Genomic DNA, 21,076 nt, shown 5'->3' on the forward strand with positions numbered 1-21,076 from the left:
GCCGCCTGCGGGGCGTGGACGACCAGCACCTCCCGCGGAGCGGGAGGTGCTGGACCGGCCGTTCCTGCGCGATGGCGACATGTGTCAGGCCCCTTCGTTGCCCATGCCGTGGTACCCGGTGGGCTCGTCGTAGATCTGCGCCGGCGGGACCGCCACCTCGGCGGGCACGTCCGCCAGCTCCGGCGTCCCCTCAGTCTGCTCCGCCGGGGCCGTCTCGCCGATGATCTGGCCCGTGTCGAGGTCGATGTATGCCGGATCCGACACCGGGACCATCCCGATCTCGCGCGCCTGGCGCTCGAGCTCCTGCGGGGTGCCGAGGCGCTCGTTGGTCTCCTGGAGGCCCTGGCTCTCCTCGGTCAGCCGCTGCGACTGGCCCTGGAGCCGGGTGATCTCGTAGCTCGCGTCGGACATCTGGATGTTCATGAACAGCAGCGCGGCGAGGGTCGCGGTGACGATGAGCGTGCACAGCAGCGCGAACGGCATCGAGCTGCCGCCCGTCCTCGGCGTGGAGACGACGGTGAGGCGGGGCCGGGCGGTCTGGGCGGTGCGCGCTCCGCGAGCAGGGCGGATCGCGGGCGCATGAACGGCGGACGTGCTGGCCATCTCAGTGTGCTCTCTCGGCGGAACGGGTACGGGTCAATGCTCGCAGTCGGACGGACGCGGCACGGGTATTGCCACTCCGTTCGTCCTCGTCGGCCTGGAGCGCGCCGCGGACGAGCGGGGTGAAGGTGGGCTTGTGCTCCTCGAGCTCGACCGGGAGTCCGGGCGGGGCCGAGGAACGGGTGCGGCGGGCGAAGGCCGTCTTGACGAGACGGTCCTCGCCGGAGTGGTAGGACTCCACGACGATGCGGCCGCCGACGTGGAGGCAGTCCAGCGCCGCCTCGATCGCGGAGGCGAGGATCTCGAGCTCCTCGTTGACGGCGATGCGCAGGGCCTGGAAGGTGCGCTTGGCGGGGTGGCCTCCGCTGGCCTTCGAGGCAGCGGGGATCGCCTTCTCCAGCAGCTCGACGAGCTCGCCGGAGCGGGCCAGCGGCGCGGTCTCGCGCTGCTCGACGATGCGGCGGGCGATCCGGCGGGCGAAGCGCTCGTCGCCGAGGTCGTGGAGGATGCGGGCGATCTCGGCCTCGGGCAGCTCGCGCAGCAGGTCCGCGGCGGTGGGGCCGTCGGAGGTGGCGTCCATGCGCATGTCCAGCGGCGCGTCGACGGAGTAGGAGAAGCCTCGCTCCGCGGTGTCGATCTGGAAGCTGGAGAGCCCCAGGTCCATCATCACGCCGTGCGCACCGGGCAGGTCGAGCTCGGCGAGCACCTCGGGGATCTCGTCGTAGGTGGCGTGGACGAGGGTGGCGCGGTCGCCGACGCCTTCGCGGTCCAGGCGCTCCCGGGCCAGCGCGAGCGCCTGCGGGTCGCGGTCGATGCCGACCAGCCGGGCCTTCGGTGCGGCGTGCAGCACGGCGGCGGCGTGGCCGCCCATGCCGAGGGTCGCGTCGATGTGGACCGACCCGGGCTCCTGCAGCGCCGGGGCGAGCAGCTGGACCGAGGTCTCGAGCAGGACCGGAAGGTGCCTCTGCTCGGCCGGCAGGTCGCCGTGCGTGGTGTCGTCCATCTCGCCCCTCCCCTCGGGTCGTGCTCTCGTGCGATGTGCTGCGTTCTCGGTCCGGATGCCGGCCGGCGCCCCCTGGGCGCTGCCGTCCTGTCAGATTCCCCGTCGTTCCCGACCCGCCACCGGGGAAGTTGCGTCGGGGCGGGAACGACGAGAGGTCTCACAGGACGGATGTCCTCGTGGCCGGGCTCAGAACAGGCCGGGGATCACCTCCTCGGAGGTCTCGGCGAAGCCCTCCTCCTTCTGCTCGAGGTAGGTCTCCCAGGCCGGGAGCGACCAGATCTCGAGCCGGTCGAGCGCGCCGATGACGGCGCACTCCCGATCCAGCCCCGCGTAGGTGCGCAGATGGCCCGGGATGGTGATGCGGCCCTGCTTGTCCGGGATGACGTCCTCGGCACCGGACATCAGCACTCGCAGGTAGTCGCGGGTGCGTCGGTCGGTCGTGGGCGCCCGACGGGCCTCCTCGAGCTTCTGGCGGAACTCCATGAGCGGGTACACGGCGATGCAGTGCTCCTGTCCACGAGTCATGACCAGTCCCGAGGCGAGCTCGTCGCGGAACTTGGCCGGGAAGATCAGTCGGCTCTTCTCGTCGAGCTTGGGCGTGAAGGTGCCGAGGAACATCCGCAGCCTCCTTCAGTCGCCGTGACTCGCGATCAGATCTCCATCTCCTCCCAACACACTCCACTTTACCCCACTACTCCCCACCCATGACCACAGGAACGGGGAAACCGGGGCACGAGTGTTGGGTCACTGCAGGTCAGGAGGGTGGAGCGAGGTGGGGGGAATCTCGCGTCCGGGCGTGGTGCGAGGGCGCCGCGGGGTGCAGGATCCCGGCCGACAGTGCACCGCTCCCCCACCGCTCCACGGCATCTGCCCAGGTCAGCGGATCGGAGCCTTCGGGACGGGCGCCCCGGGACCCGGGGTGGAGGGAGGTGGAGGACACCGGTGGAGTGATGTGGGGAGTCGCCGGGAGCGGGGCGGGGACGGGGCCGCAGGAGCGCGGGGGAACAGGGGGAGGCTTTCCGAGCGGCCGGTCCGGGCCGCCCCGCGACAGCGCGACGGAGCGAGGTGGGGCCGTCCGCGCGGTCGACGGAGCGGCGGCGGCAGAGGCGCCGTTCCGGGAACGACCAAGCCCCGGCTCGAGGAGCCGGGGCTTCGGGGAATCAAGGGCGTGCCGTGGGGCGCCGCAGAACGGTGCGGAGCAGCGGGGCGACCGCGGCCGGGAGCCGAACGGTCAGAGGCGCGGGTCGTCCCCCGCGCGCTTCTCCCAGCGCTCCTCCATCTTGCGCATGAAGCTGCCGCCGTCGCCGGTGCCGGGGGCCGTCGGCCCCCGACCGCCGCCGGGACCGCCTCCCGAGCTGCCGGTGCCGGAGGAGGTGCCGCTGGGGCCGGTGATGGCGTAGACCGCACCGGCCACCATGCCGATGAAGGCGATCACGCCGAGCCAGATCGCGGGAAGGGCCACGGCCAGGACAAGCAGGGCGAGGCCCAGCACGACGGCTCCGAGGCCGATCAGGATTCGACGACCGTTGCGTCGCGGCGGCGCCTTGGGCGCGAAGGCACGTGCGAGGCGCGGATCGTCGGCGAAGAGCTGACGCTCCATCTCGTCGAGCATCTTCTGCTCGTGTTCAGACAGCGGCATGGTCCCGCTCCTTGTCCCCGTCCTCTCGCGCCCTGCGGCGCCCGGTGCACCCGCCGGAGGCCAACAGCCCCGTCGGCGGTTCATCCAGTTTAGAGCGTCTTCCTGAGTTATGGGAACCATCTGTGCGAGGCGCCTCCGCTCACCGTCCCGGTGACGACTCCCCCGGCGCGGGCGACTCCGTCGGCGGCGCCTCGGCACGCCCCGGCTCGAGGGTGGACCCCCTGCTCAGGCTCGCGCTGCCGAAGCGGTCGCGGGCACGGTCCATCGCGGCCTCCAGATCGGTCCAGCCCGCCGGCCTCGCGCTGAGCTCCGACTGCAGGGACACTCCGGCGGCGGGCTCGAGCTGGGTCGCGCGGACCCCGGCGAGCCGCACCCTGCGCATCGTCGGGCGCTCCCTCTCCCAGAGCGCGACCACGTGCTCCCTCAGCCGTTCGCCGCTCGCGGTGGGCTGGTCGAAGGTGGAGGAGCGGGAGAGCGTCGTGCCGTCGGGGGCGCGGAGCTTGAGCACGACGGTGCGGGAGACGAAGCCCGAGCGGCGCAGCTGCCGGGAGACCTCGTCGGCCATCATCGTGATGCGCCGCCGCACCTCAGCGGGGTCGGTGAGGTCCTCGTCCCAGGTCCGCTCCGTGCCGAGCGACCGGTCCTTCGTGCGGTGGCCGAGCCCGGTGCGGTCGCTGCCGTCGGCGAGCGCGAGGATCTCGGGGGTGCGCGGGCCGAGCGCACGGGCGAGGGTGCTGGTGGGGACCTCCCGCAGCTGTCCGATGGTGCGCACGCCGAGCCGTTCGAGGGCCGCCTGGGCCTTGGGGCCGACGCCGGAGATCGCGCCGACGGGCAGCGGGGCGAGGAACTCGGCCGTCCGGTCGGCGGGAACGATCAGCATCCCGTCGGGCTTCGCCCGCGCGGAGGCGATCTTCGCGACGGCCCGGGAGACCGAGCCGCCCACCGAGCTGGGCAGCGCGAGCTCCTCGCGGATGCGTCGCCGCAGCAGGTCGGCGATCTCGACGGGCTCGCCGAAGAGCCGGCGCGCACCGCGCACGTCGAGGAAGGCCTCGTCGACGCTGATCTGCTCGATGTCCGCGACGACATCCCCGAGGATCTCCATGACCCGGGAGGAGACCTCGCGGTAGTGCGCGATCCGGGGCGGGATGATCACGAGGTCGGGGGCGAGGCGGCGGGCGCTCGCCATGGGCATCGCCGAGCGGATGCCGCGGGCGCGGGCGGGATAGCTCGCCGCGGCGACGACTCCCCGGGCGCCGGCGCCTCCGACCACGACGGGCAGGCCGCGCAGCGACGGATCGTCGCGCACCTCGATGGAGGCGAAGAAGGCGTCCATGTCCAGGTGGAGGATCCCGGGGATCTCCTCCGGTCCGTCCGCCGTGCGGACTGTGCGCGCACCCGTTCCCATCGCCACCTCCTTCGCCGAGGACTGTACCGGGGCGGGCGCGGGGACGCTCAGCCCTCGGACAGCTCCGCGAGCGGGACGGGCAGGCCCTCGAGCAGCTTCTCGGCGACGCGGTCGAGATGGGTCGCGGTCCCCTCCAGGTGCTGGGCGAGCAGCGCGGGGTCCGGCAGCGCCGAGGCGTCCCGGTCCAGCCGGGTGCGCTCGGCGACCAGGGGGCCGATCGTCTCCGCGCGCCGAGCCTCCTCCCCTCCCAGCCGCTCCAGCGCGGTCCACACGTTCAGCGGCAGCGCCCGTCGGCGCTCGCGGTTCGCGCGGGCGACGAGCACCCCGGCGCCGCGGAGCGCGGCGCGGTGCACGAGCTCGAAGGCTTCACGAGGGGCGACGGGGGCGAGCTCCCGTCCCTGCTGGAGCAGCTGCCGCGCCCGCTCGAGGTCGGCCTGGTCCTGGTCGAGCCGGGCGAGGAGCAGCCTCAGGGAGCGGGCGTCCGAACGCAGGACCGTCTCGGGGTGCCGCCCTCCGCTGCGTGCCGTGGTGGTGCCCATCGCGCTCCTCCTCCTGCTCGGGGCCGCCCTTCGGGCGGGGTGTCCGGTGCCGGTCGGTCTCGTCCCGACCTCGTGCCCTGAACGCTAGGCGGAGGGTGTGACGGACGACGCCCGCGACGGCCTCGCTGGGGACGAGCGGGGGCTGGGGAGGAGAGGTGGGCCGCACGGACCTCCGCGGCAGCGTCTCCTAGAGTGGTGCGATGCCCCGCCGTGATCGCGCCCCGCGCGCCCCCTTCCACAGCCTCGGCCCGCTGGACACGGCGATCCCCATCTCCACCGGCACCGCGCGCCTCACGGTCGAGACGGACGGCTCGGTCCTGCTGGACGTCAACGGCGTCCCCTCCTCGCATCTGCATCCCGATCCCGAGCACCTGGTGTTCGAGTACATGCGCTGGATGCTGCAGGTGATCGACCTCCATCTCGAGGAGTCCGGCGAGGAGCGCGCCGCCCAGCTCGCCCATCTCGGAGGCGGCGGATGCTCCCTCCCCCGTGCCGTCGCGTCCCGCCACCCCGGTGCACGGCAGATCGTGGTGGAGCTCGACGCTCTGCTGGCCGAGCGGGTGCGGGAGTGGTTCGACCTGCCGCGCTCGCCCCGGCTGCGGCTGCGGGTCGACGATGCGCGCACTGCCCTCGAGGACTGGCGGGAGGACCGCTTCGACGTGCTGGTCAGGGACGTCTTCGCCGGCTCGGTCACCCCGCCCGAGCTGACCGGACTCGCCAGCGGTCCTTGATGCGGCGCGGGTGCTGCGCCCGGGGGCCTCTATCTCGTCAACTGCGCCGCACCGCCCGGGACGCAGCTGCTGGCCGACGAGGTCGCGACGCTCTCGGCGGTCTTCTCGCACGTCGGCGTCATCGCCGAGCCGGCGCATCTGACCGGCAAGCGCCGCGGGAACTGTGTGCTCCTGGCCTCGCAGCGACCGCTGCCCGACGGCATCGACCGGGCGCTGCGCTCGGATGCGGTCTCGGTGCGGCTCGCCCGGCGGGACCGGGTGCTCGCCCTGGCCCGGGCCGGGACGGTGCTGGGCGGCGACTGACCCGCCGGCGCGGGTCCCGGCACGGACCCGGCGCGAGGGCCGCACCACGAGGGCCGCACGCCACGGAGGACTGCGCGGCGCCGTGCCGTCGAACGCACCGTCGGACGAGCGGATCATCCCCCGACGACGACGAACCGGGCAGGAGCGCGATGCTCCTGCCCGGTCCGTGGGTTCACGGAAGTTCCGTGGTCAGAGCGGGCGGACCTGCTCGGCCTGCGGGCCCTTGTCCCCCTGGCTGACCTCGAACTCCACACGCTGACCCTCGTCGAGGGCGCGGTAGCCGTCCATGTCGATCTTGCTGTGATGCACGAAGACGTCTGCGCCGCCTCCGTCGATCTCGATGAATCCGTAGCCCTTTTCGGCGTTGAACCACTTGACCGAGCCCTGTGCCATACCTGTCACCTTCTGTGTCGTCCATCATCGATCGCACGACGCGATCGCGGTGCCGCGTGAAGCCGTCCCCCGCCGGAGCGGGTGGCGCAATGGTGCGTGCCGTACTGCTGTGCCGGAGGCACCGTCGACGGACTGTCCTGCTGGAACTGCATCACCGCAACGCGCCCATTCTGACACGACCGTGGCCCGCTTCACACGTCGATGGCGAACACCTGGTCACGAAGACATAACGAACTGTGATCGACGGCTCCCTCGCGAGGGCCCGCGAGGCTCAGCCCTCCCGCGTCCCGTCGCCCGGGTCGTCCTCGTGGTCCGCGAGGAAGCGCTCGAAGTGCTCCCCGATCTCCTCGGCCGTGGGCAGGTCCAGCGTGGTCGCCAGAGGAGAGCGGTCCTCCCCCTCGCTCATCGCGTCGTACTGCTCCTCGAGGGCGCTGACGATCTGGTGGACCTCGCCGTTCTGGGCGAGGGTGCCCTGCAGCGCGACGGTCGCGGCATCGGTGAGGTCGCCGAGGTGAACGAGCGGGAGATCGAGCTCGGCGGCCTCGCTCACCCGACGCAGCAGCGCGAGAGCGCCGGCGGGGAAGTCGGTGCGGGTGAGGTAGTGCGGGATCTGGGCGGCGTAGCCCATCGCCGGGTGTCCGGCCCGGCCCAGCCGGTTCTCGAGCAGCGAGCTGAAGGCGGCGGGGATCACGAGCTCGGAGGCACCCTCCTCCCCCGCGGAAGGATCGGTGCCCGGCGCCGGCGTGGGGCGCGTGCCGGGCCGGCCCAGCAGCGAGGGGTCGTTGGCGTGCGCGAACAGACCGATCGGCCGGGTGTGCGGGACCGCCATCGGCACGGCCTGCATGCCCACCACCCGCTCGACCTCGAAGTACTCCACGAGGTCGATGAGCGCCTCGGCGAGCCGCTTCCACTGCAGGTCAGGCTCCGGACCGTCGAGGAAGAGGAAGGGGCGGTCGCTCTCGTCGTACATCAGCCAGAGTGTGATCTCCGGGATCGCCACCTCGGAGAAGGAGGTGCCGTCGAAGGTGGACTGCGGGCGGGAGCCGCGGTAGTCCAGCAGCTCGTCGGTCTCGAAGGAGACCAGGCGCAGGTGGCGCAGCTCGTCACGGAGGTAGTCGGCGGCGATGCGGCAGGCGTTGCCGGCGTCGACCGTGCCGGGCAGGGCGTGGACGAGCGTGAGTCCGGAACGGGGCACCGCCTCGAGGACCTCGGTCGACTCGAAGCGGTACAGATCTCGGGGATCGCGCATCGGGCTCTCCTCCCTCGCTGCCGTGGAGATGTCGGTGACCTGATGGCACACGCATCCAGGCGGGTCCACCATAATGGACCACCGTGCCTCGCCGACCCCGGGTCCGCCCGGGAGGGCGCGGCAGGTGGAGCAGCGAACGGAGGGGGCAGACCAGTGGACGGGACCGAGGAGCAGATCGCCCGCGAGGCTGAGGAGCAGGTCGCACGGGAGATCGCACGGGAGCAGGAGTACGCCGATCTCCTCTACGCCCGGGTCGACGAGCTGATCACCCACGTCGAGCGGAACCTCGACCGGATCCAGGGGTCGCAGCAGGCTTCGACCCACCAGAACCGCTCCGAGCGCGACTCCTTCATGGCCCTCTACGAGGACCGCCTCGCCCTGCTGCGCTCCGTGTCCCGCAACGTCGTCTTCGGACGCCTGGACATGGACGACGCCGCACGCCACTACATCGGCCGGATCGGCCTGTTCACCCCCGAGCGCGAACAGCTGCTGGTGGACTGGCGCGCCCCGGCCGCCGCCGCCTTCTACCGCGCGACCAGCACCGAGCGCCTCGATGTGCGCCTGCGCCGGCACCTGATCAGCCGCGGCCGCACCGTCGTCGGCCTCGAGGACGACGTGCTGGACCAGAGCGTGCTCGAGGACGGGGAGCACGACGTGGTCCTCCAGGGCGAGGGGGCGCTGCTCGCCGCCGTCTCCGGCACGCGCACCGGCCGGATGGGCGACATCGTCGCGACCATCCAGGCCGAGCAGGACCGGATCATCCGCTCCGAGAACCGCGGCGTGCTCGTGGTCCAGGGCGGACCGGGCACCGGCAAGACCGCCGTGGCCCTGCACCGCGCCGCCTACCTCCTGTACACCCACCGCCGACGGCTCGAGCACACGGGCGTGCTGATCATGGCGCCCACTCCCGGGTTCCTGCGCTACATCGAACGCGTCCTGCCCAGCCTCGGCGAGTCCGGCGTCGTGATGATGACGCCGGGCGAGATGTTCCCCGGGGTCGAGACGTTCTCCCACGACGCCGACGACGTGGCGCGCCTCAAGGGCGACGCCGCGATGGCGGAGCTACTCTTACGCGCGGTCAAGCAGCGACAGGCGGTCCCCGAGAAGGACGTGAGGCTGCGGATCGACGGCACGCCGCTCGTGCTCACCCGGGACATGCTCCGCGCCGCCCGGCGCGAAGCCCGCGCCACGCACAAGCCCCACAACGCGGCCCGCGCCGTGTTCGTCCGCGCGGCGATGGACCGCCTGGTCGAGGCGTACGAGCGCGCGCTCGTCGCGCAGGGCTCCACGATCGTGCCGGAGGACCGACCGGACCTGCTCTCCGACCTCCGCCACGACCCCGAGGTGAAGCGGCAGCTGAACCTGGCCTGGCTCCCCTACACCCCGCAGGGCTTCCTGCGGATCCTGTTCGCGCGTCCTGACCGTCTGCGGGCAGCGGCGCCGCGCTCTCTCGCCGGTCGGGTCGACCTGCTGGTGCGCCCCAAGGACTCGCCCTGGACGGTCGAGGACGTGCCGCTGCTGGACGAGGTGGCAGAGCTCCTCGGCGAGGACGCCGCCCCGGCCGAGGCGAAGGCCAGGGACGACGCCGAGCGACGCCGGGCGGACGTGGAGTACGCCCGCAAGGTCATCGAGAACATCGACACCTCCGGCATCGTCCGGGCGGAGGACCTCGCCGATCAGGTCGGGCAGATCCGCGACGGCTGCACCCTCGCCGAGCGCGCCTCCTCCGAGCGCTCCTGGACCTACGGCCATGTCGTGGTCGACGAGGCGCAGGAGCACTCCCCGATGAGCTGGCGGGCGCTCATGCGCCGCGCCCCCACCAAGTCCTTCACCGTGGTGGGCGACGTCGCGCAGACCTCCTCCGCCGGCGGCACCGATTCCTGGACCGCGGCGCTGTCCCCCTACATCCAGGACCGGCTCCAGGTGGAGCACCTGACCGTCAACTACCGCACCCCGCGCCGGATCATGGACCGCGCGGTCGCGATGGCACAGGCCCACTCGCTGCCGGTCACCGCGGTCAGCTCGGTCCGGGACGGCGAGGAGGACCCGCTGCTCGAGCAGGTCTCCCCCGCCGAGCTCACCGCGCGCAGCGCCGAGGCGGTGCGCCGCGTGCACGATCGCCTCCCGGGACGGATCGCCGTCATCGCCGCGGCCGAGCGCCTCCACGATCTCGCCGCCGCGATCGACTCCCTCGAGTCCGTGCCGTCGGTCGGCATCGGCTCGGCGGGCGTCGACGACGAGGTCGCCGTGATGACGGCGCAGGACGCGAAGGGCCTGGAGTTCGACATCGTCGTGATCGTGGAGCCGGCGGAGCTGATCGACGCGCACGGCGCGGGCGACCTCTACGTCGCGATGTCGCGCTCCACGCAGCACCTCGGGGTGGTCCACGCCCGGGAGCTCCCGGCCGGCATGGCGGGCTGAGCCCTCCGCCGACGCCCCCGGGACCTCAGGGCCCCGGGAGGGCGATCGGCGGCCGTGGCTTCCCCTCCACGACCGCCGATCTGGTGTGCACCTGGTCGGTGCACGAGGAATATCTTAAGCACAGTCCGACCCCCTCCTGCGCCATGTCCAGGAATCTCTCCGGATCCGCGCGGCGGACGGCGCTCAGCCCGTCGCGCCGCCCCCGGAGGTCGCCCCCTGCACCTGGGAGCCCTCGGCGCGCAGCCGTGCGATCGCGGCTTCGAAGTCATCGAGGGAGTCGAAGCCCTGGTAGACGCTCGCGAAGCGCAGGTAGGCCACGAGGTCCAGCTCCTGGAGCGGCTGCAGGATCGACAGGCCCACCTGATGGGCGTCGATCTCCGCCTGCCCGCTGAGCCGGATGCTCTCCTCGACCCGCTGGGCGAGCAGGGCCAGCTGGTCGTCGCTGACCGGACGGCCCTGGCACGCCTTGCGGACGCCGGAGATGACCTTCGCCCGACTGAAGGGCTCGCTCACTCCGGACCGCTTGAGGACCGACAGCGAGGCGGTCTCCGAGGTGGAGAAGCGGCGCGAGCAGCTGGGGCACTGACGGCGGCGCCGGATCGTCGCGCCGTCGTCGGACGTGCGCGAGTCGACGACGCGCGAATCGGGGTGGCGGCAGAACGGACAGTGCATCCGCTCAGGGTACCGGCACGACCCCCGCTCAGCGCGAGGCACCCTCCAGCACGGGCAGCTCGAGCTGCTGACCGGCCGTGATCCGGCCGGTGGGCAGGTGGTTGAGGCTGCGGACCTCGTCGACGAACTCGGCCTCGCCAACGCCCTCGGGGGCATGCTCGGCAGCGTAGTCCCAGAGGGTGTCGCCCGCCTCGACCGTGATCACGGCGGGCTGGGCGGTTTCGGTGCCCGCGAGGGCGGCGGGGAGGTCGAGCGCGAGGAGGGCGATCGCGGCGACCGCGAGGCCGAGCAGGAAGGCGACGCCCGTGAGGAGGCGCCGGCCGCGGCGGGTCGGCTCGAGTCGAACACGCGGTCGAGCGACGGACTCGCAGGCCTGCTCGTCCTGCCGCGGGAAGGGAAGAACCGTGGCGGTGTGGGTACTCATCTCCGAACTCCTGTTCGATCGAATCTCTGTGCGACTGTAGCCCGCGGCGCTCGCGACACGCAAGAGGAACATCGAACACATGTTTGGCATCCCTCGCGTGCCGCCCTACGCTGGGCCACGAGGACAACGGAACCCGATGGGTCCGACAGACGACGCCAGGAGGCCGCACGATGACGCCGAGCACCCCCAAGCCGACCAGGGCCCGCGGCGATGCGCCGGCCGACGAGCGCACAGCCGGCCTGACGCGTCGCCAGCGCCTCGTGCTGGAGACGATCAGCGAGGCGGTCGCCGCGCGCGGCTACCCGCCGTCGATGCGCGAGATCGGCGATGCCGTGGGCCTGACCTCCTCGTCCTCCGTCGCCCACCAGCTGCAGACCCTCGAGCGCAAGGGCTTCCTGCGCCGTGACCCCAAGCGTCCGCGCGCGATGGAGGTCGTGATGCCCGAGGCCGACGACGTCCCCGCCCCGCCCGTGGAGATCGAGCCCGGCGGCAGCTCGGTGAACGTCCCGCTGGTGGGCCGGATCGCCGCCGGCATCCCGATCACCGCCGAGGAGCAGGTCGAGGACGTCTTCACCCTTCCCGAGCGCCTGGTCGGCGGCGGGGACCTCTTCCTGCTGCAGGTGGTCGGCGACTCGATGATCGACGCCGCGATCTGCGACGGGGACTGGGTGGTGGTCCGCTCGCAGAGCACCGCGGAGAAGGGCGAGATCGTCGCGGCGATGATCGACGGCGAGGCGACGGTGAAGACCTTCGTGCAGCGCGACGACCACGTGTGGCTGATGCCGCACAACCCGGCCTTCGCCCCGATCCTCGGCGACCATGCCGAGATCCTCGGCAAGGTCGTCGCGGTGCTGCGCTCCGTCTGAGCTCCCGGGCTCGCGCTCCCCCGGAACCCGCGGCGCGTTTCAGGAGCCCGCTGCGAGCCTCCGGAGCGCGCCGAGGGCGACCTCGGGGTCGACCGTCGGCCACAGCGGCGGCATCGACTCGCGCAGGAACGAGCCGTACCGTGCGGTCGACAGACGCGGATCGAGCACGGCGACCATCCCGCGATCCGTCTCTCGCCGGATCAGCCGCCCCGCCCCCTGGGCCAGCAGCAGCGCGGCGTGCTGGCCGGCGACGGCCATGAAGCCGTTGCCGCCGTGCTGGGCGATCCGCTCCTGGCGGGCCGACATCAGCGGGTCGTCCGGTCGGGGGAACGGGATCCGGTCGATGGTGACCAGACGCAGCGAGCGGCCGGAGACGTCCACGCCCTGCCACAGCGTGAGCGTGCCGAACAGGCTCGCGTCCTCGTCCTCGCGGAAGGTGCGCACGAGGTTCGCCATGGAGTCCTCGCCCTGCACCGCGACGGTCAGGTCCAGCCGTGCGCGGACGTGCTCGGCGGCGAGCTCCGCGCCACGGCGCGAGGAGAACAGGCACAGCGCTCCCCCGCGCGAGGCCTCCACCAGCTCGGTGAGGTGATCCAGCATCGCGGGCGAGGGGCCGTCGCGGCCCGGCTGCGGGAGGTGGCGGGCGGTGTAGAGGATGCCCTGGCGCCGGTAGTCGAAGGGGCTGCCCACGTCGATCCCCGCCCAGGCCCCGGAGTCCTCGGCGGCGGGGATCTCGTCCTCGGCGACCCGTCCCCGGCGGGCGAGGCCCACCTCCCCGGCGGCCGGCTCGAAGCGACCGCCGAGAGCGAGCGTCGCGGAGGTCAGCACCGCGGTGCGGTCCTCGAGGATCGCACCGCGCATCGCCGCGGCCACGCTCAGCGGCGCGACCTGCAGCGAGGCGCGGCCGGTCGCCTGCCCGCGGGAGACGGAGACGACGTCGTCCTCGCCCGGGTCGCTCAGGCGCTCGCACACGTCGATGATCTCCTGCAGGTTCGCCCGCACCGTCTTGCGCGCCCCGGCGGAGGAGTCGTCGCCGGCGTCCCTCGCGTCCGAGTGGGCGGTGCGCGCCTCGACGCGGACGTGGCCGACGGCATCGGCGAGCTGATCGGGTAGGTCTCCGAGCACGCGCCCGTCGGGGGCGAGCTCGAGCGCGGCGCGCAGCTCCTCCCCCGCATCGTCCAGCGCGGTCGCCGCGACGCCGAGGCCGCGCAGGTCCCGCACCGCGCCGCGCAGCATGCCGGGGTTGAGGACCTCGGTGACGGCGCTGGTGACCCGGGCGGTGAGGTCATGGGCCTCGTCGAAGACGACGACGTCGTGCTCGGGGATGATGCCGTGGCGGTCGAAGGAGTCGATCGCGAGCAGCGCATGGTTCGTCACGACCACGTCCACCTCGCGCGCGACCTCGCGGCTGCGCTCGGCGAAGCAGTCCTGGATCATCGGGCAGGAGGTGCCGATGCACTGGTTCCCGGTGACGGACACCTGACGCCAGGCACGGTCCGAGACGGGGTCCTCGAGCGAGTCCCGATCCCCGGTATCGGTCTCCTCCGCCCACTCCCGCAGACGCTTGACCTGGGTGCCGAGCTTCTCGCCGCCGGTGCGGGAGGGGTCCGAGGACGCCTCGGAGAACAGGGCGCCGGGCTCGATGTCGACCGGATAGCCGCCGGCGATCTTGTGCTTGCACAGGTAGTTCGCGCGCCCCTTGAGCAGCGCGAAGGTCGGGGTGCGCGGCAGATGCGGGGCGAGCGCCTCGGCGAGCCGCGGCAGGTCCTTGCGCACGATCTGGGTCTGCAGCGCGATCGTCGCCGTGGAGATGACCACGGGGCGCCCGGTGACGAGCGCGTGCCGCATCGCGGGCACCAGATATCCCAGCGACTTGCCGGTGCCGGTGCCCGCCTGGACCAGGAGGTGCCGGCCGCCGGACATCGCCAGGTCGACCGCCTCCGCCATCGTCTGCTGGCCGGGGCGGGACGAGCCCCCGACGGCGGAGACCGCGGCATCCATCAGGTCCGACAGCGGGACGTCGGCCGCCGCCGGGACGACGGGATGCTCGGGTGCGGTGGTCATCGGATCAGCGTATCCGCGCGGACACCGGGACCCGCCGAGGCGCACCCCGGTGTGCCCGATCTCCCGATGCCCGGGGCCTCGGGATCCCCGGGGCACCCGCGGCACCGGATCGTCGGGGCTCCTGGGTCATCCGTCGCACCGCGGCCTCAGGACGAGGTGCGCATCTCCGCGGCGAGGGTCTCGTCCACGAGGGCGTGCACGCGGGTGCCCTCCATGAGGTGCTCCTCGGCGAGGACCTCCCCGGTGGTGTGGGCTCGGGAGACGAGGTCGCCGCGGGAGTACGGCACGACCACGTCGACCTCGACCGCAGGGCGGGGCAGACGCTCGGCGATCAGCTCGCGCAGCTCCTCGATCCCCTCCCCCGTGCGGGCGGAGACCACGGCGCTGACCTCGACCTGGCTGCGCAGGCGCGCGATGGTCTCGGGCGCGGCGAGATCGGCCTTGTTCAGCACGACGATCTCGGGGACGTCGAAGCCCTCGATCTCGCCGAGCACGGTGCGGACCGCGGTGACCTGCCCCTCGGGGTCGGGATGGGACGCGTCCACGACGTGCAGGAGGAGGTCCGAGTCGCCCACCTCCTCGAGTGTCGAGCGGAACGCCTCGACCAGCTGCGTGGGCAGGTGGCGCACGAAGCCGACGGTGTCGGCGAAGGTGAACTCGCGCCCGTCCGGGGTGGTGGCGCGGCGGACGGTCGGGTCCAGGGTCGCGAACAGCGCGTTCTCGACCAGCACCCCGGCGCCGGTGAGCCGGTTCAGCAGGGAGGACTTCCCGGCGTTGGTGTAGCCGGCGATCGCGACGGCCGGCACCTGGTGGCGGCGGCGGTCGGCGCGCTGCGCCTCGCGTCCGGGGGTCATGAGCCGGATCTCGCGGCGCAGCTTCGCCATCCGGTCCCGGATGCGACGGCGGTCCAGCTCGATCTTCGTCTCGCCCGGGCCGCGAGAGCCCATGCCGGCCCCGGCGCCGCCCACCTGGCCGCCGGCCTGACGGGACATGGACTCGCCCCAGCCGCGCAGACGCGGCAGGAGGTACTCGAGCTGGGCGAGCTCGACCTGGGCCTTGCCCTCCCGGGACTTCGCGTGCTGGGCGAAGATGTCGAGGATCAGGGCGGTGCGGTCGACGACCTTGACCTTGACGATGTCCTCGAGGGCGCGGCGCTGGCCGGGAGCGAGCTCGCCGTCGGCGATCACGGTGTCCGCCCCGGACTCGGCGACGATGTCGGCGAGCTCGGCGGCCTTGCCCTTGCCCAGGAAGGTCGCGGGGTCGGGGTGGGCGCGGCGCTGGAGGATCCCGTCGAGCACCTCGGAGCCGGCGGTCTCGGCGAGCGCGGCGAGCTCGCGCAGGCTCGTCTCGGCCTCGTCGGAGTTGCCGGAGGTGTACAGACCCGCGAGGACCACGCGCTCCAGACGCAGCTGGCGGTACTCGACCTCGGAGACGTCCTCGAGCTCGGTGGAGAGCCCGGCGACGCGGCGCAGCGCCTGGCGGTCGGCGAGGTCGTACTGCTCGCCGTCGGCCTCCGAGGAGAAGGTGGTGCCCTGGACGGAGGCGTCGCCGCGGGAGAGGATCCGCTCGGTGAGCGGGTCGCGACGGGGGCCGACGGGCGCGGGGTCCTCCACTGCGGGAGAGTGCTCGACGGCCCCGGTCCTTCCCGTGCTGGTCCCGTCGACGTCGCGGTCGGAATCGGGTTCGGGATGGAAGGCGATGGGCACGATCGGGGCACTCCTCTGGGTCGGGTGAAGCGGTCGTCCCAGAATCCCACGTCCTCTCGGCCGGGTCGAGGGATTTTGCGCTGGGCGGAGCCGGATCACGGTCGGATCACGCCCCGAACGCGGGGGACGGCCAGGATCAGGGCACGGGCCGCTCCGTGCGTCGCCGTGAGGGGCCGGGGCTCCGTATCCTGCGGGGGTGGACGAGCACTACTTCACCGCGAACCCCTCCGCCCCGGACCGTCGATTCCCGCTGCCTGTGCGTCTGGCCGGGCGGGACCTGGACCTCGTCTCCTCCTCCGCCGTGTTCAGCGGGCACGGGCTCGACAAGGCGACGGCGGTGCTGCTGGACCGCCTCGACGAGGTCGCGGAGCCCCCGGAGGGCGGCACGCTCGTGGACCTCGGCTGCGGCTGGGGGCCGATCGCCCTGACGGCGGCGCTGCGGCATCCCGGTGTCGAGGTGTGGGCGGTGGACGTCAGCGAGCGCGCCCGCGAGCTCACCGCCGAGAACGCGCGCCGCGCGGGCGTGGAGAACCTGCGGGTTCTCGCGCCGGAGGAGATCCCCGGGGATCTCGCCGTGGACACCCTGTGGTCGAATCCGCCGATCCGCATCGGGAAGCCGGCGCTGCACGAGCTCCTGCGCGAGTGGACGGCGCGTCTGCGGCCGACGGGCACCGCCGCGCTGGTGGTGGGGAAGAACCTCGGCGCCGACCCGCTCGCGCGCTGGCTCGGCGAGCTGCTGCCCGCGCGGGAGGTCGGCAAGGCGGCGAGCGCGAAGGGCTTCCGGGTGCTGGAGATCGGTCCCGAAAGCTGACGGGGCGGCGGCAGCGCTCCCGCTCCGCCGGCGCTCAGGCGTTCAGGCGCTCAGCAGGGTCGTCCCGTCGGCTACCAGCTGGGCGGGGCCGCTGAGCGTGACCTCCCCCTCCTCGGTCCAGCCCACCTCGAGCCGCCCGCCGGGCACGTCCACCGTCCACGGCGTGCGGGACTCGTCCGCGGCGCGCAGCGCCGCGGCGACCGCGACGGCGGCGACGCCGGTGCCGCAGGACCGGGTCTCCCCCACCCCGCGCTCGTGGACGCGCATCGCGACGTGGTGCGGACCGCGCTCGCTGACCAGCTCGATGTTCGCTCCGTCCACCGGCTCCGGGTCCAGGGCGGGTCGGCGTGAGAGGTCGAGGCCGTCGAGGTCCACGTCCGCGGGCAGGAAGGCGACGGCGTGAGGATTGCCCATGTCGACGTCGGTCGCGTCCAGGCGCAGCTCGGCGATCTCGACCGTGCGCGCCTCGAAGGCCGTGCGGGAGGCGCCCATGCCGACGCGGACCTGCCAGGCAGCGCCAGGGCCCGTCGGCCGCTCGAGGATCTCGACGCCGCGCACACCGGCGCGGGTGAGGATCGTGAAGCGGTCCTCGCGGACGTGCCCGGCCCGCTGGAGGTGCGCGGCCAGGACGCGGACCCCGTTGCCGCACATCTCCGCGATCGAGCCGTCGGCGTTGCGGTAGTCCATGAACCATTCGGGGGCGTCGTCAGGGGCATCGATCCCGGCGGCGCGGGAGCGGACGGCGCGGATCACGCCGTCGCCGCCGATCCCGGCACGGCGGTCGGCGAGCGCGGCGACGCGGGCGGCGTCCAGCTCGAGCCGGCCGTCGGGGTCGTCGAGGATCACGAAGTCGTTCTCGGTGCCGTGGCCCTTGGTGAAGGCGAGGGGTGCGCTCATGGCGGAAGCCTACGGCCGGGACCCGTCGGCCGCTGTGTCCTGCGCCTCGAGGACGGCGAGCGCTCGCGTGAGGAGGGGGGTGCCGTCCGCGTCCTCGTCCGCGTCGAGCCAGTGCACCCGCGCATCGCGGCGGAACCAGGTGTCCTGCTTGCGGACCAGCCGGCGGGTGCCGGTGACCGTGTCCTGGATCGCCTGGGCGCAGTCGAGGGCGCCGTCGAGCACGGCCAGGCCCTGCTCGTAGCCGATCGCGCGGCGTGCGGTGAGGCCGCGGTCGAGCCCCTGCTCCCGCAGCGCGCGGATCTCCTCGAGCAGTCCGCCCTCGATCATGCGGTCCACGCGCACGGCGATCCGTTCGTGGAGCAGGGCGCGGTCGCGGCGCAGCCCGATCTGCACGGTGGAGGCGTCGGCGTACAGGGGACGGGGCAGGAAGGCGGTGAAGGGTCGCCCGGTGAGGGTGCCGACCTCGAGGGCGCGCACGATCCGGCGTGCGTCGCGGGGGCCGATGATCCCTGCGGCCTCGGGGTCGCTCGCGGCGAGCTCGCGGTGCAGCGCCTCCGTCCCCTCCTGCGCGATGCGCTGCTCGAGGCGCTCGCGCAGGGCGGCGTCGGTGGGCGGGAACTCGATGTCGTCGAGCACGGCGCGCACGTACAGCCCGGAGCCGCCGACCAGGATCGGGGTCCTGCGCCGGGACCGGATCGCGGCGATCGCCTCACGCGCGTCGCGCTGATAGGCGGAGACGCTAGCCTCCTCGGTGACCTCGAGGACGTCCAGCAGGTGATGAGGCACCCCGGCGCGCTCGTCGGGGGTGACCTTCGCAGTGCCGATGTCCATGCCGCGGTACAGCTGGAGGGCGTCGGCGTTGATCACTTCGCCGTCGAGCTGCCGGGCCAGGGCGATCGCGAGGTCCGACTTGCCCGTCGCGGTCGCGCCCACCACGGCGATCAGCGGCGTGTCCGCCGAGGCGGGGGCGGGGTCCTGCGCGCTGTGCTCCACAGCCCGCACTGTAGTCGTGTGGGAGGTGTCACCGGGCTCCCGGGGGCACGGGCCCTGCCCGGTTCCCGGGTGGAGGGAGTAGGGTGATCGGCGATCCTGGCACGGACACGCCTGCCAGGCCCTACGTCCAACGCCCGAGGTGGGAAGTGACTGCACCGAACGAGTCCCCTGTCAGGACGGACTCGGCCACTGGTCTGGCCCCTGTGAGCATGGCGAGGCTCGAGGAGAGCCTCACGCGCCATGGCTATGCCTTCGTCGAGGACGACGAGCACGCGGAGATCGTCCGCGCGCGCTTCGACGACTACCGCTTCCAGTTCATGCTCACCGGAGAGGGCCTCGGCGTGCTGCAGACCCGCGGCCGCTGGAGCCATTCGGTGGACGTCTCGCGCAAGGTCGAGATGATCAAGCTCTGCAACGAGTGGAACATGAACCGCATCTGGCCGAAGGTCTACGTGCGCCGCGAGTCCGAGGGTCTCCTCGGCGTGTACGGCGAGCTGGCCGCGGACTTCCGCGCCGGCGCCCTCGACTCCCAGATCGACAGCGCGATCAAGTGCGGGCTCAGCACCGTGATCGCCTTCTTCCACAGCCTGGAGGAGCGTCTCGGCGCCGAGCTCGACGACCTCGACACCTGATCCCCGCCTCCGGCGGACCACGGGCCGGGGCCCTTGCGAGCGATCGCGAGGGCCCCGGCTCGTCCCTGTGCGGAGGGTGCGGCCGACGGGTCCCGCGGTCGTCGGCCGCGGCCGACGACGGGACCTCGCGCCGACGGCTCAGCGGCGGCGCAGGCTCGGCATCCCGAGGGTGACTGGGCCGGCCGGTGCCGCTCCCTCGTGGCCGGTGCCGCAGGAGCCGCCTGCGTCCAGTCCCTGCACGCCCGCCTCCCAGGCATCGCCGGATCGGGTGCGGCGCACCGAGAAGCGCGGATCCCCCGCGCGCAGGGGCGTGCCCGCCTCGAGGGCGCTGTCGGCGATGAGGTAGTGCGGCGCGGCATGGGTGACCGTCGCGGTGACGAGGTCGCCGGGCCGCGGCCGCTGCGCCTCGGGCAGGTCCGTGGGCACGGAGAAGTGCACCAGGCGGTGGTCGCGGGCGCGGCCGGAGAGCCGGCGGGTCTCGGCGTCGCGGTCCCCCTCCCCCTCGGCGACGAGGATCTCCACGCCGCGCCCCTCCTGGGCCAGGTTCTCCTCGTGCGCGATGCGGTCCTGGAGGGCGACGAGCCGCTCGAAGCGCTCCTGGACGACCTCCTTGGGGATCTGGTCCTCCATGGTCGCGGCGGGGGTGCCGGGGCGGATGGAGTACTGGAAGGTGAAGGCGCTGGAGAAGCGGGAGGCCTCGACCACCTCGAGGGTGCGCTGGAAGTCGTCCTCGGTCTCGCCGGGGAAGCCGACGATGATGTCGGTGGTGATCGCGGCCTCGGGGATCCGCTCCCGGACGCGGTCGAGGATGCCGAGGAACTTCTTGGAGCGGTAGGAGCGCTTCATCCGGCGCAGCACGTCGTCGGAGCCGGACTGCAGCGGCATGTGCAGCTGGGGCATGACGTTGTCCGTCTCGGCCATCGCGTCGATGACGTCGTCGGTGAACATCGCCGGGTGCGGGGAGGTGAAGCGCACCCGCTCGAGCCCCTCGACGTCGCCGCAGGCGCGCAGCAGCTTCGCGAAGGCGCCGCGGTCCCCGAACTCCACGCCGTAGGAGTTCACGTTCTGGCCCAGCAGGGTCACCTCGATCGCGCCGGAGTCGACCGCGTCGCGCACCTCGGCGAGGACGTCGCCGGGCCGGCGGTCCTTCTCCTTGCCGCGGAGGGAGGGGACGATGCAGAAGGTGCAGGTGTTGTTGCAGCCCACGGAGATCGACACCCACGCCGCGTAGGCGGACTCGCGCCGCGTGGGCAGCGTGGAGGGGAAGACGTCCAGGGACTCGAGGATCTCGACCTGGGCCTCCGCATTGTGGCGGGCGCGGTCCAGCAGCACCGGCAGCGAGCCGATGTTGTGGGTGCCGAAGACGACGTCGACCCACGGGGCGCGCTCGACGATCGCGGCGCGGTCCTTCTGCGCCAGGCAGCCGCCGACGGCGATCTGCATGCCCGGGTTCGCGTCCTTGCCGGGGCGGAGCCCTCCGAGAGTGCCGTAGAGCTTGTTGTCCGCGTTCTCCCGCACCGCGCAGGTGTTGAACACGATCACGTCGACCTCGCCGCGGCGCGGGTCCGCTCCCGAAGGGGCGGCGCTGTAGCCGGAGTCCTCGAGCATGCCGGTGAGGCGCTCGGAGTCGTGCACGTTCATCTGGCAGCCGAAGGTGCGCACCTGGTAGGTGCCGCGCTGCGGGGCGGGAGCGGTGAGAGGCATAGTGGTCCCAGGGTACGGCGCTCG

General features: G+C 73.0%; 21 protein-coding genes. 6 read left to right on the forward strand and 15 right to left on the reverse strand.

Annotation, left to right across the window (positions count from 1 at the left end):
• Positions 1 to 84: 84 nt before the first annotated feature.
• From RBL05_RS05345 to RBL05_RS05370, 6 genes are all read right to left on the reverse strand, one after another.
• Positions 85 to 603, reverse strand: a complete 519-nt coding sequence (locus RBL05_RS05345; RefSeq protein ID WP_308740355.1) for a hypothetical protein — start codon at positions 601 to 603, stop codon at positions 85 to 87.
• 1 nt (position 604) lies between these two features.
• Complete coding sequence (gene rsmH, locus RBL05_RS05350) at positions 605 to 1,603, reverse strand: 16S rRNA (cytosine(1402)-N(4))-methyltransferase RsmH (RefSeq protein WP_308740354.1); 999 nt, start codon at positions 1,601 to 1,603, stop codon at positions 605 to 607.
• A gap of 186 nt (positions 1,604 to 1,789) precedes the next feature.
• Positions 1,790 to 2,221 carry a division/cell wall cluster transcriptional repressor MraZ gene (gene mraZ, locus RBL05_RS05355; protein ID WP_308740353.1) on the reverse strand — a complete coding sequence of 144 codons (432 nt, stop codon included), beginning with the start codon at positions 2,219 to 2,221 and terminating at the stop codon, positions 1,790 to 1,792.
• A gap of 613 nt (positions 2,222 to 2,834) precedes the next feature.
• Positions 2,835 to 3,242 carry a DUF3040 domain-containing protein gene (locus RBL05_RS05360; protein WP_070499009.1) on the reverse strand — a complete coding sequence of 136 codons (408 nt, stop codon included), beginning with the start codon at positions 3,240 to 3,242 and terminating at the stop codon, positions 2,835 to 2,837.
• 139 nt (positions 3,243 to 3,381) lie between these two features.
• Positions 3,382 to 4,647 carry a DNA polymerase IV gene (gene dinB / locus RBL05_RS05365; protein ID WP_308740352.1) on the reverse strand — a complete coding sequence of 422 codons (1,266 nt, stop codon included), beginning with the start codon at positions 4,645 to 4,647 and terminating at the stop codon, positions 3,382 to 3,384.
• A 47-nt stretch (positions 4,648 to 4,694) separates the two neighbouring features.
• A complete protein-coding gene (locus RBL05_RS05370) occupies positions 4,695 to 5,186 on the reverse strand; it encodes an SAV_6107 family HEPN domain-containing protein (RefSeq protein WP_308740351.1) in 492 nt (163 codons plus the stop codon).
• A 200-nt stretch (positions 5,187 to 5,386) separates the two neighbouring features.
• On the opposite strand from RBL05_RS05370, the gene RBL05_RS05375 reads away from it, so the two are divergent.
• Positions 5,387 to 5,917, forward strand: a complete 531-nt coding sequence (locus tag RBL05_RS05375) for a fused MFS/spermidine synthase (protein ID WP_318604138.1) — start codon at positions 5,387 to 5,389, stop codon at positions 5,915 to 5,917.
• Positions 5,918 to 6,082: 165 nt separating this feature from the next.
• On the forward strand, positions 6,083 to 6,220 hold the full coding sequence (locus RBL05_RS05380; protein ID WP_318604139.1) for a hypothetical protein: 138 nt from the start codon (positions 6,083 to 6,085) through the stop codon (positions 6,218 to 6,220).
• A gap of 189 nt (positions 6,221 to 6,409) precedes the next feature.
• Here RBL05_RS05380 and RBL05_RS05385 read toward each other — a convergent pair whose 3' ends face one another.
• Together RBL05_RS05385 and RBL05_RS05390 are read right to left on the reverse strand one after the other, a co-directional pair.
• A complete protein-coding gene (locus tag RBL05_RS05385; protein ID WP_010551414.1) occupies positions 6,410 to 6,613 on the reverse strand; it encodes a cold-shock protein in 204 nt (67 codons plus the stop codon).
• A 271-nt stretch (positions 6,614 to 6,884) separates the two neighbouring features.
• Positions 6,885 to 7,862 (reverse strand): proteasome assembly chaperone family protein, encoded by a 978-nt coding sequence (locus tag RBL05_RS05390; RefSeq protein ID WP_308740349.1) that lies wholly within the window; start codon positions 7,860 to 7,862, stop codon positions 6,885 to 6,887.
• 153 nt (positions 7,863 to 8,015) lie between these two features.
• Here RBL05_RS05390 and RBL05_RS05395 point away from each other — a divergent pair, with 153 nt between their 5' ends.
• Positions 8,016 to 10,283, forward strand: coding sequence for a HelD family protein (locus RBL05_RS05395; protein WP_308740348.1), 2,268 nt, complete (start codon positions 8,016 to 8,018; stop codon positions 10,281 to 10,283).
• Positions 10,284 to 10,466: 183 nt separating this feature from the next.
• Here RBL05_RS05395 and nrdR read toward each other — a convergent pair whose 3' ends face one another.
• Both nrdR and RBL05_RS05405 read right to left on the reverse strand, forming a co-directional pair.
• Positions 10,467 to 10,955, reverse strand: a complete 489-nt coding sequence (nrdR, locus tag RBL05_RS05400; RefSeq protein WP_308740347.1) for a transcriptional regulator NrdR — start codon at positions 10,953 to 10,955, stop codon at positions 10,467 to 10,469.
• A 28-nt stretch (positions 10,956 to 10,983) separates the two neighbouring features.
• Complete coding sequence (locus RBL05_RS05405) at positions 10,984 to 11,379, reverse strand: LysM peptidoglycan-binding domain-containing protein (RefSeq protein ID WP_308740346.1); 396 nt, start codon at positions 11,377 to 11,379, stop codon at positions 10,984 to 10,986.
• A 170-nt stretch (positions 11,380 to 11,549) separates the two neighbouring features.
• On the opposite strand from RBL05_RS05405, the gene lexA reads away from it, so the two are divergent.
• Positions 11,550 to 12,245 (forward strand): transcriptional repressor LexA, encoded by a 696-nt coding sequence (gene lexA, locus RBL05_RS05410; protein WP_308740345.1) that lies wholly within the window; start codon positions 11,550 to 11,552, stop codon positions 12,243 to 12,245.
• Between the two features lie 39 nt (positions 12,246 to 12,284).
• Here the strand turns inward: lexA and RBL05_RS05415 are convergent, their stop codons facing one another.
• Both RBL05_RS05415 and hflX read right to left on the reverse strand, forming a co-directional pair.
• Positions 12,285 to 14,309, reverse strand: coding sequence for an ATP-dependent DNA helicase (locus RBL05_RS05415; protein ID WP_308740344.1), 2,025 nt, complete (start codon positions 14,307 to 14,309; stop codon positions 12,285 to 12,287).
• A 146-nt stretch (positions 14,310 to 14,455) separates the two neighbouring features.
• Positions 14,456 to 16,015: a GTPase HflX gene (gene hflX, locus RBL05_RS05420; RefSeq protein ID WP_308740343.1), complete on the reverse strand. Its 1,560-nt coding sequence runs from the start codon at positions 16,013 to 16,015 to the stop codon at positions 14,456 to 14,458.
• 196 nt (positions 16,016 to 16,211) lie between these two features.
• Here hflX and RBL05_RS05425 point away from each other — a divergent pair, with 196 nt between their 5' ends.
• Positions 16,212 to 16,826: a class I SAM-dependent methyltransferase gene (locus tag RBL05_RS05425; RefSeq protein WP_263311742.1), complete on the forward strand. Its 615-nt coding sequence runs from the start codon at positions 16,212 to 16,214 to the stop codon at positions 16,824 to 16,826.
• Positions 16,827 to 16,868: 42 nt separating this feature from the next.
• Here RBL05_RS05425 and dapF read toward each other — a convergent pair whose 3' ends face one another.
• Positions 16,869 to 17,723, reverse strand: a complete 855-nt coding sequence (dapF, locus tag RBL05_RS05430; protein WP_308740342.1) for a diaminopimelate epimerase — start codon at positions 17,721 to 17,723, stop codon at positions 16,869 to 16,871.
• A gap of 9 nt (positions 17,724 to 17,732) precedes the next feature.
• Positions 17,733 to 18,716: a tRNA (adenosine(37)-N6)-dimethylallyltransferase MiaA gene (gene miaA / locus RBL05_RS05435; RefSeq protein ID WP_308740341.1), complete on the reverse strand. Its 984-nt coding sequence runs from the start codon at positions 18,714 to 18,716 to the stop codon at positions 17,733 to 17,735.
• A gap of 209 nt (positions 18,717 to 18,925) precedes the next feature.
• On the opposite strand from miaA, the gene RBL05_RS05440 reads away from it, so the two are divergent.
• Positions 18,926 to 19,348: a YbjN domain-containing protein gene (locus RBL05_RS05440; RefSeq protein WP_263311739.1), complete on the forward strand. Its 423-nt coding sequence runs from the start codon at positions 18,926 to 18,928 to the stop codon at positions 19,346 to 19,348.
• A 138-nt stretch (positions 19,349 to 19,486) separates the two neighbouring features.
• On the opposite strand, the gene miaB is transcribed toward RBL05_RS05440, so the two are convergent.
• Positions 19,487 to 21,052, reverse strand: a complete 1,566-nt coding sequence (gene miaB, locus RBL05_RS05445) for a tRNA (N6-isopentenyl adenosine(37)-C2)-methylthiotransferase MiaB (RefSeq protein WP_308740340.1) — start codon at positions 21,050 to 21,052, stop codon at positions 19,487 to 19,489.
• Positions 21,053 to 21,076: the final 24 nt, after the last annotated feature.

The sequence above is a fragment of the Brachybacterium sp. GU-2 genome, assembly GCF_030866705.2.
GTDB lineage: Bacteria > Actinomycetota > Actinomycetes > Actinomycetales > Dermabacteraceae > Brachybacterium > Brachybacterium conglomeratum.

Bases quoted from the DNA above. Each gene is read 5' to 3' on its own strand.
- RBL05_RS05345 (WP_308740355.1), bottom strand. From the start codon at position 603: ATGGCCAGCACGTCCGCCGTTCATGCGCCCGCGATCCGCCCTGCTCGC.
- rsmH (WP_308740354.1), bottom strand. From the start codon at position 1,603: ATGGACGACACCACGCACGGCGACCTGCCGGCCGAGCAGAGGCACCTT.
- mraZ (WP_308740353.1), bottom strand. From the start codon at position 2,221: ATGTTCCTCGGCACCTTCACGCCCAAGCTCGACGAGAAGAGCCGACTG.
- RBL05_RS05360 (WP_070499009.1), bottom strand. From the start codon at position 3,242: ATGCCGCTGTCTGAACACGAGCAGAAGATGCTCGACGAGATGGAGCGT.
- dinB (WP_308740352.1), bottom strand. From the start codon at position 4,647: ATGGGAACGGGTGCGCGCACAGTCCGCACGGCGGACGGACCGGAGGAG.
- RBL05_RS05370 (WP_308740351.1), bottom strand. From the start codon at position 5,186: ATGGGCACCACCACGGCACGCAGCGGAGGGCGGCACCCCGAGACGGTC.
- RBL05_RS05375 (WP_318604138.1), top strand. From the start codon at position 5,387: ATGCCCCGCCGTGATCGCGCCCCGCGCGCCCCCTTCCACAGCCTCGGC.
- RBL05_RS05385 (WP_010551414.1), bottom strand. From the start codon at position 6,613: ATGGCACAGGGCTCGGTCAAGTGGTTCAACGCCGAAAAGGGCTACGGA.
- RBL05_RS05390 (WP_308740349.1), bottom strand. From the start codon at position 7,862: ATGCGCGATCCCCGAGATCTGTACCGCTTCGAGTCGACCGAGGTCCTC.
- nrdR (WP_308740347.1), bottom strand. From the start codon at position 10,955: ATGCACTGTCCGTTCTGCCGCCACCCCGATTCGCGCGTCGTCGACTCG.
- RBL05_RS05405 (WP_308740346.1), bottom strand. From the start codon at position 11,379: ATGAGTACCCACACCGCCACGGTTCTTCCCTTCCCGCGGCAGGACGAG.
- lexA (WP_308740345.1), top strand. From the start codon at position 11,550: ATGACGCCGAGCACCCCCAAGCCGACCAGGGCCCGCGGCGATGCGCCG.
- RBL05_RS05415 (WP_308740344.1), bottom strand. From the start codon at position 14,309: ATGACCACCGCACCCGAGCATCCCGTCGTCCCGGCGGCGGCCGACGTC.
- dapF (WP_308740342.1), bottom strand. From the start codon at position 17,723: ATGAGCGCACCCCTCGCCTTCACCAAGGGCCACGGCACCGAGAACGAC.
- RBL05_RS05440 (WP_263311739.1), top strand. From the start codon at position 18,926: ATGGCGAGGCTCGAGGAGAGCCTCACGCGCCATGGCTATGCCTTCGTC.
- miaB (WP_308740340.1), bottom strand. From the start codon at position 21,052: ATGCCTCTCACCGCTCCCGCCCCGCAGCGCGGCACCTACCAGGTGCGC.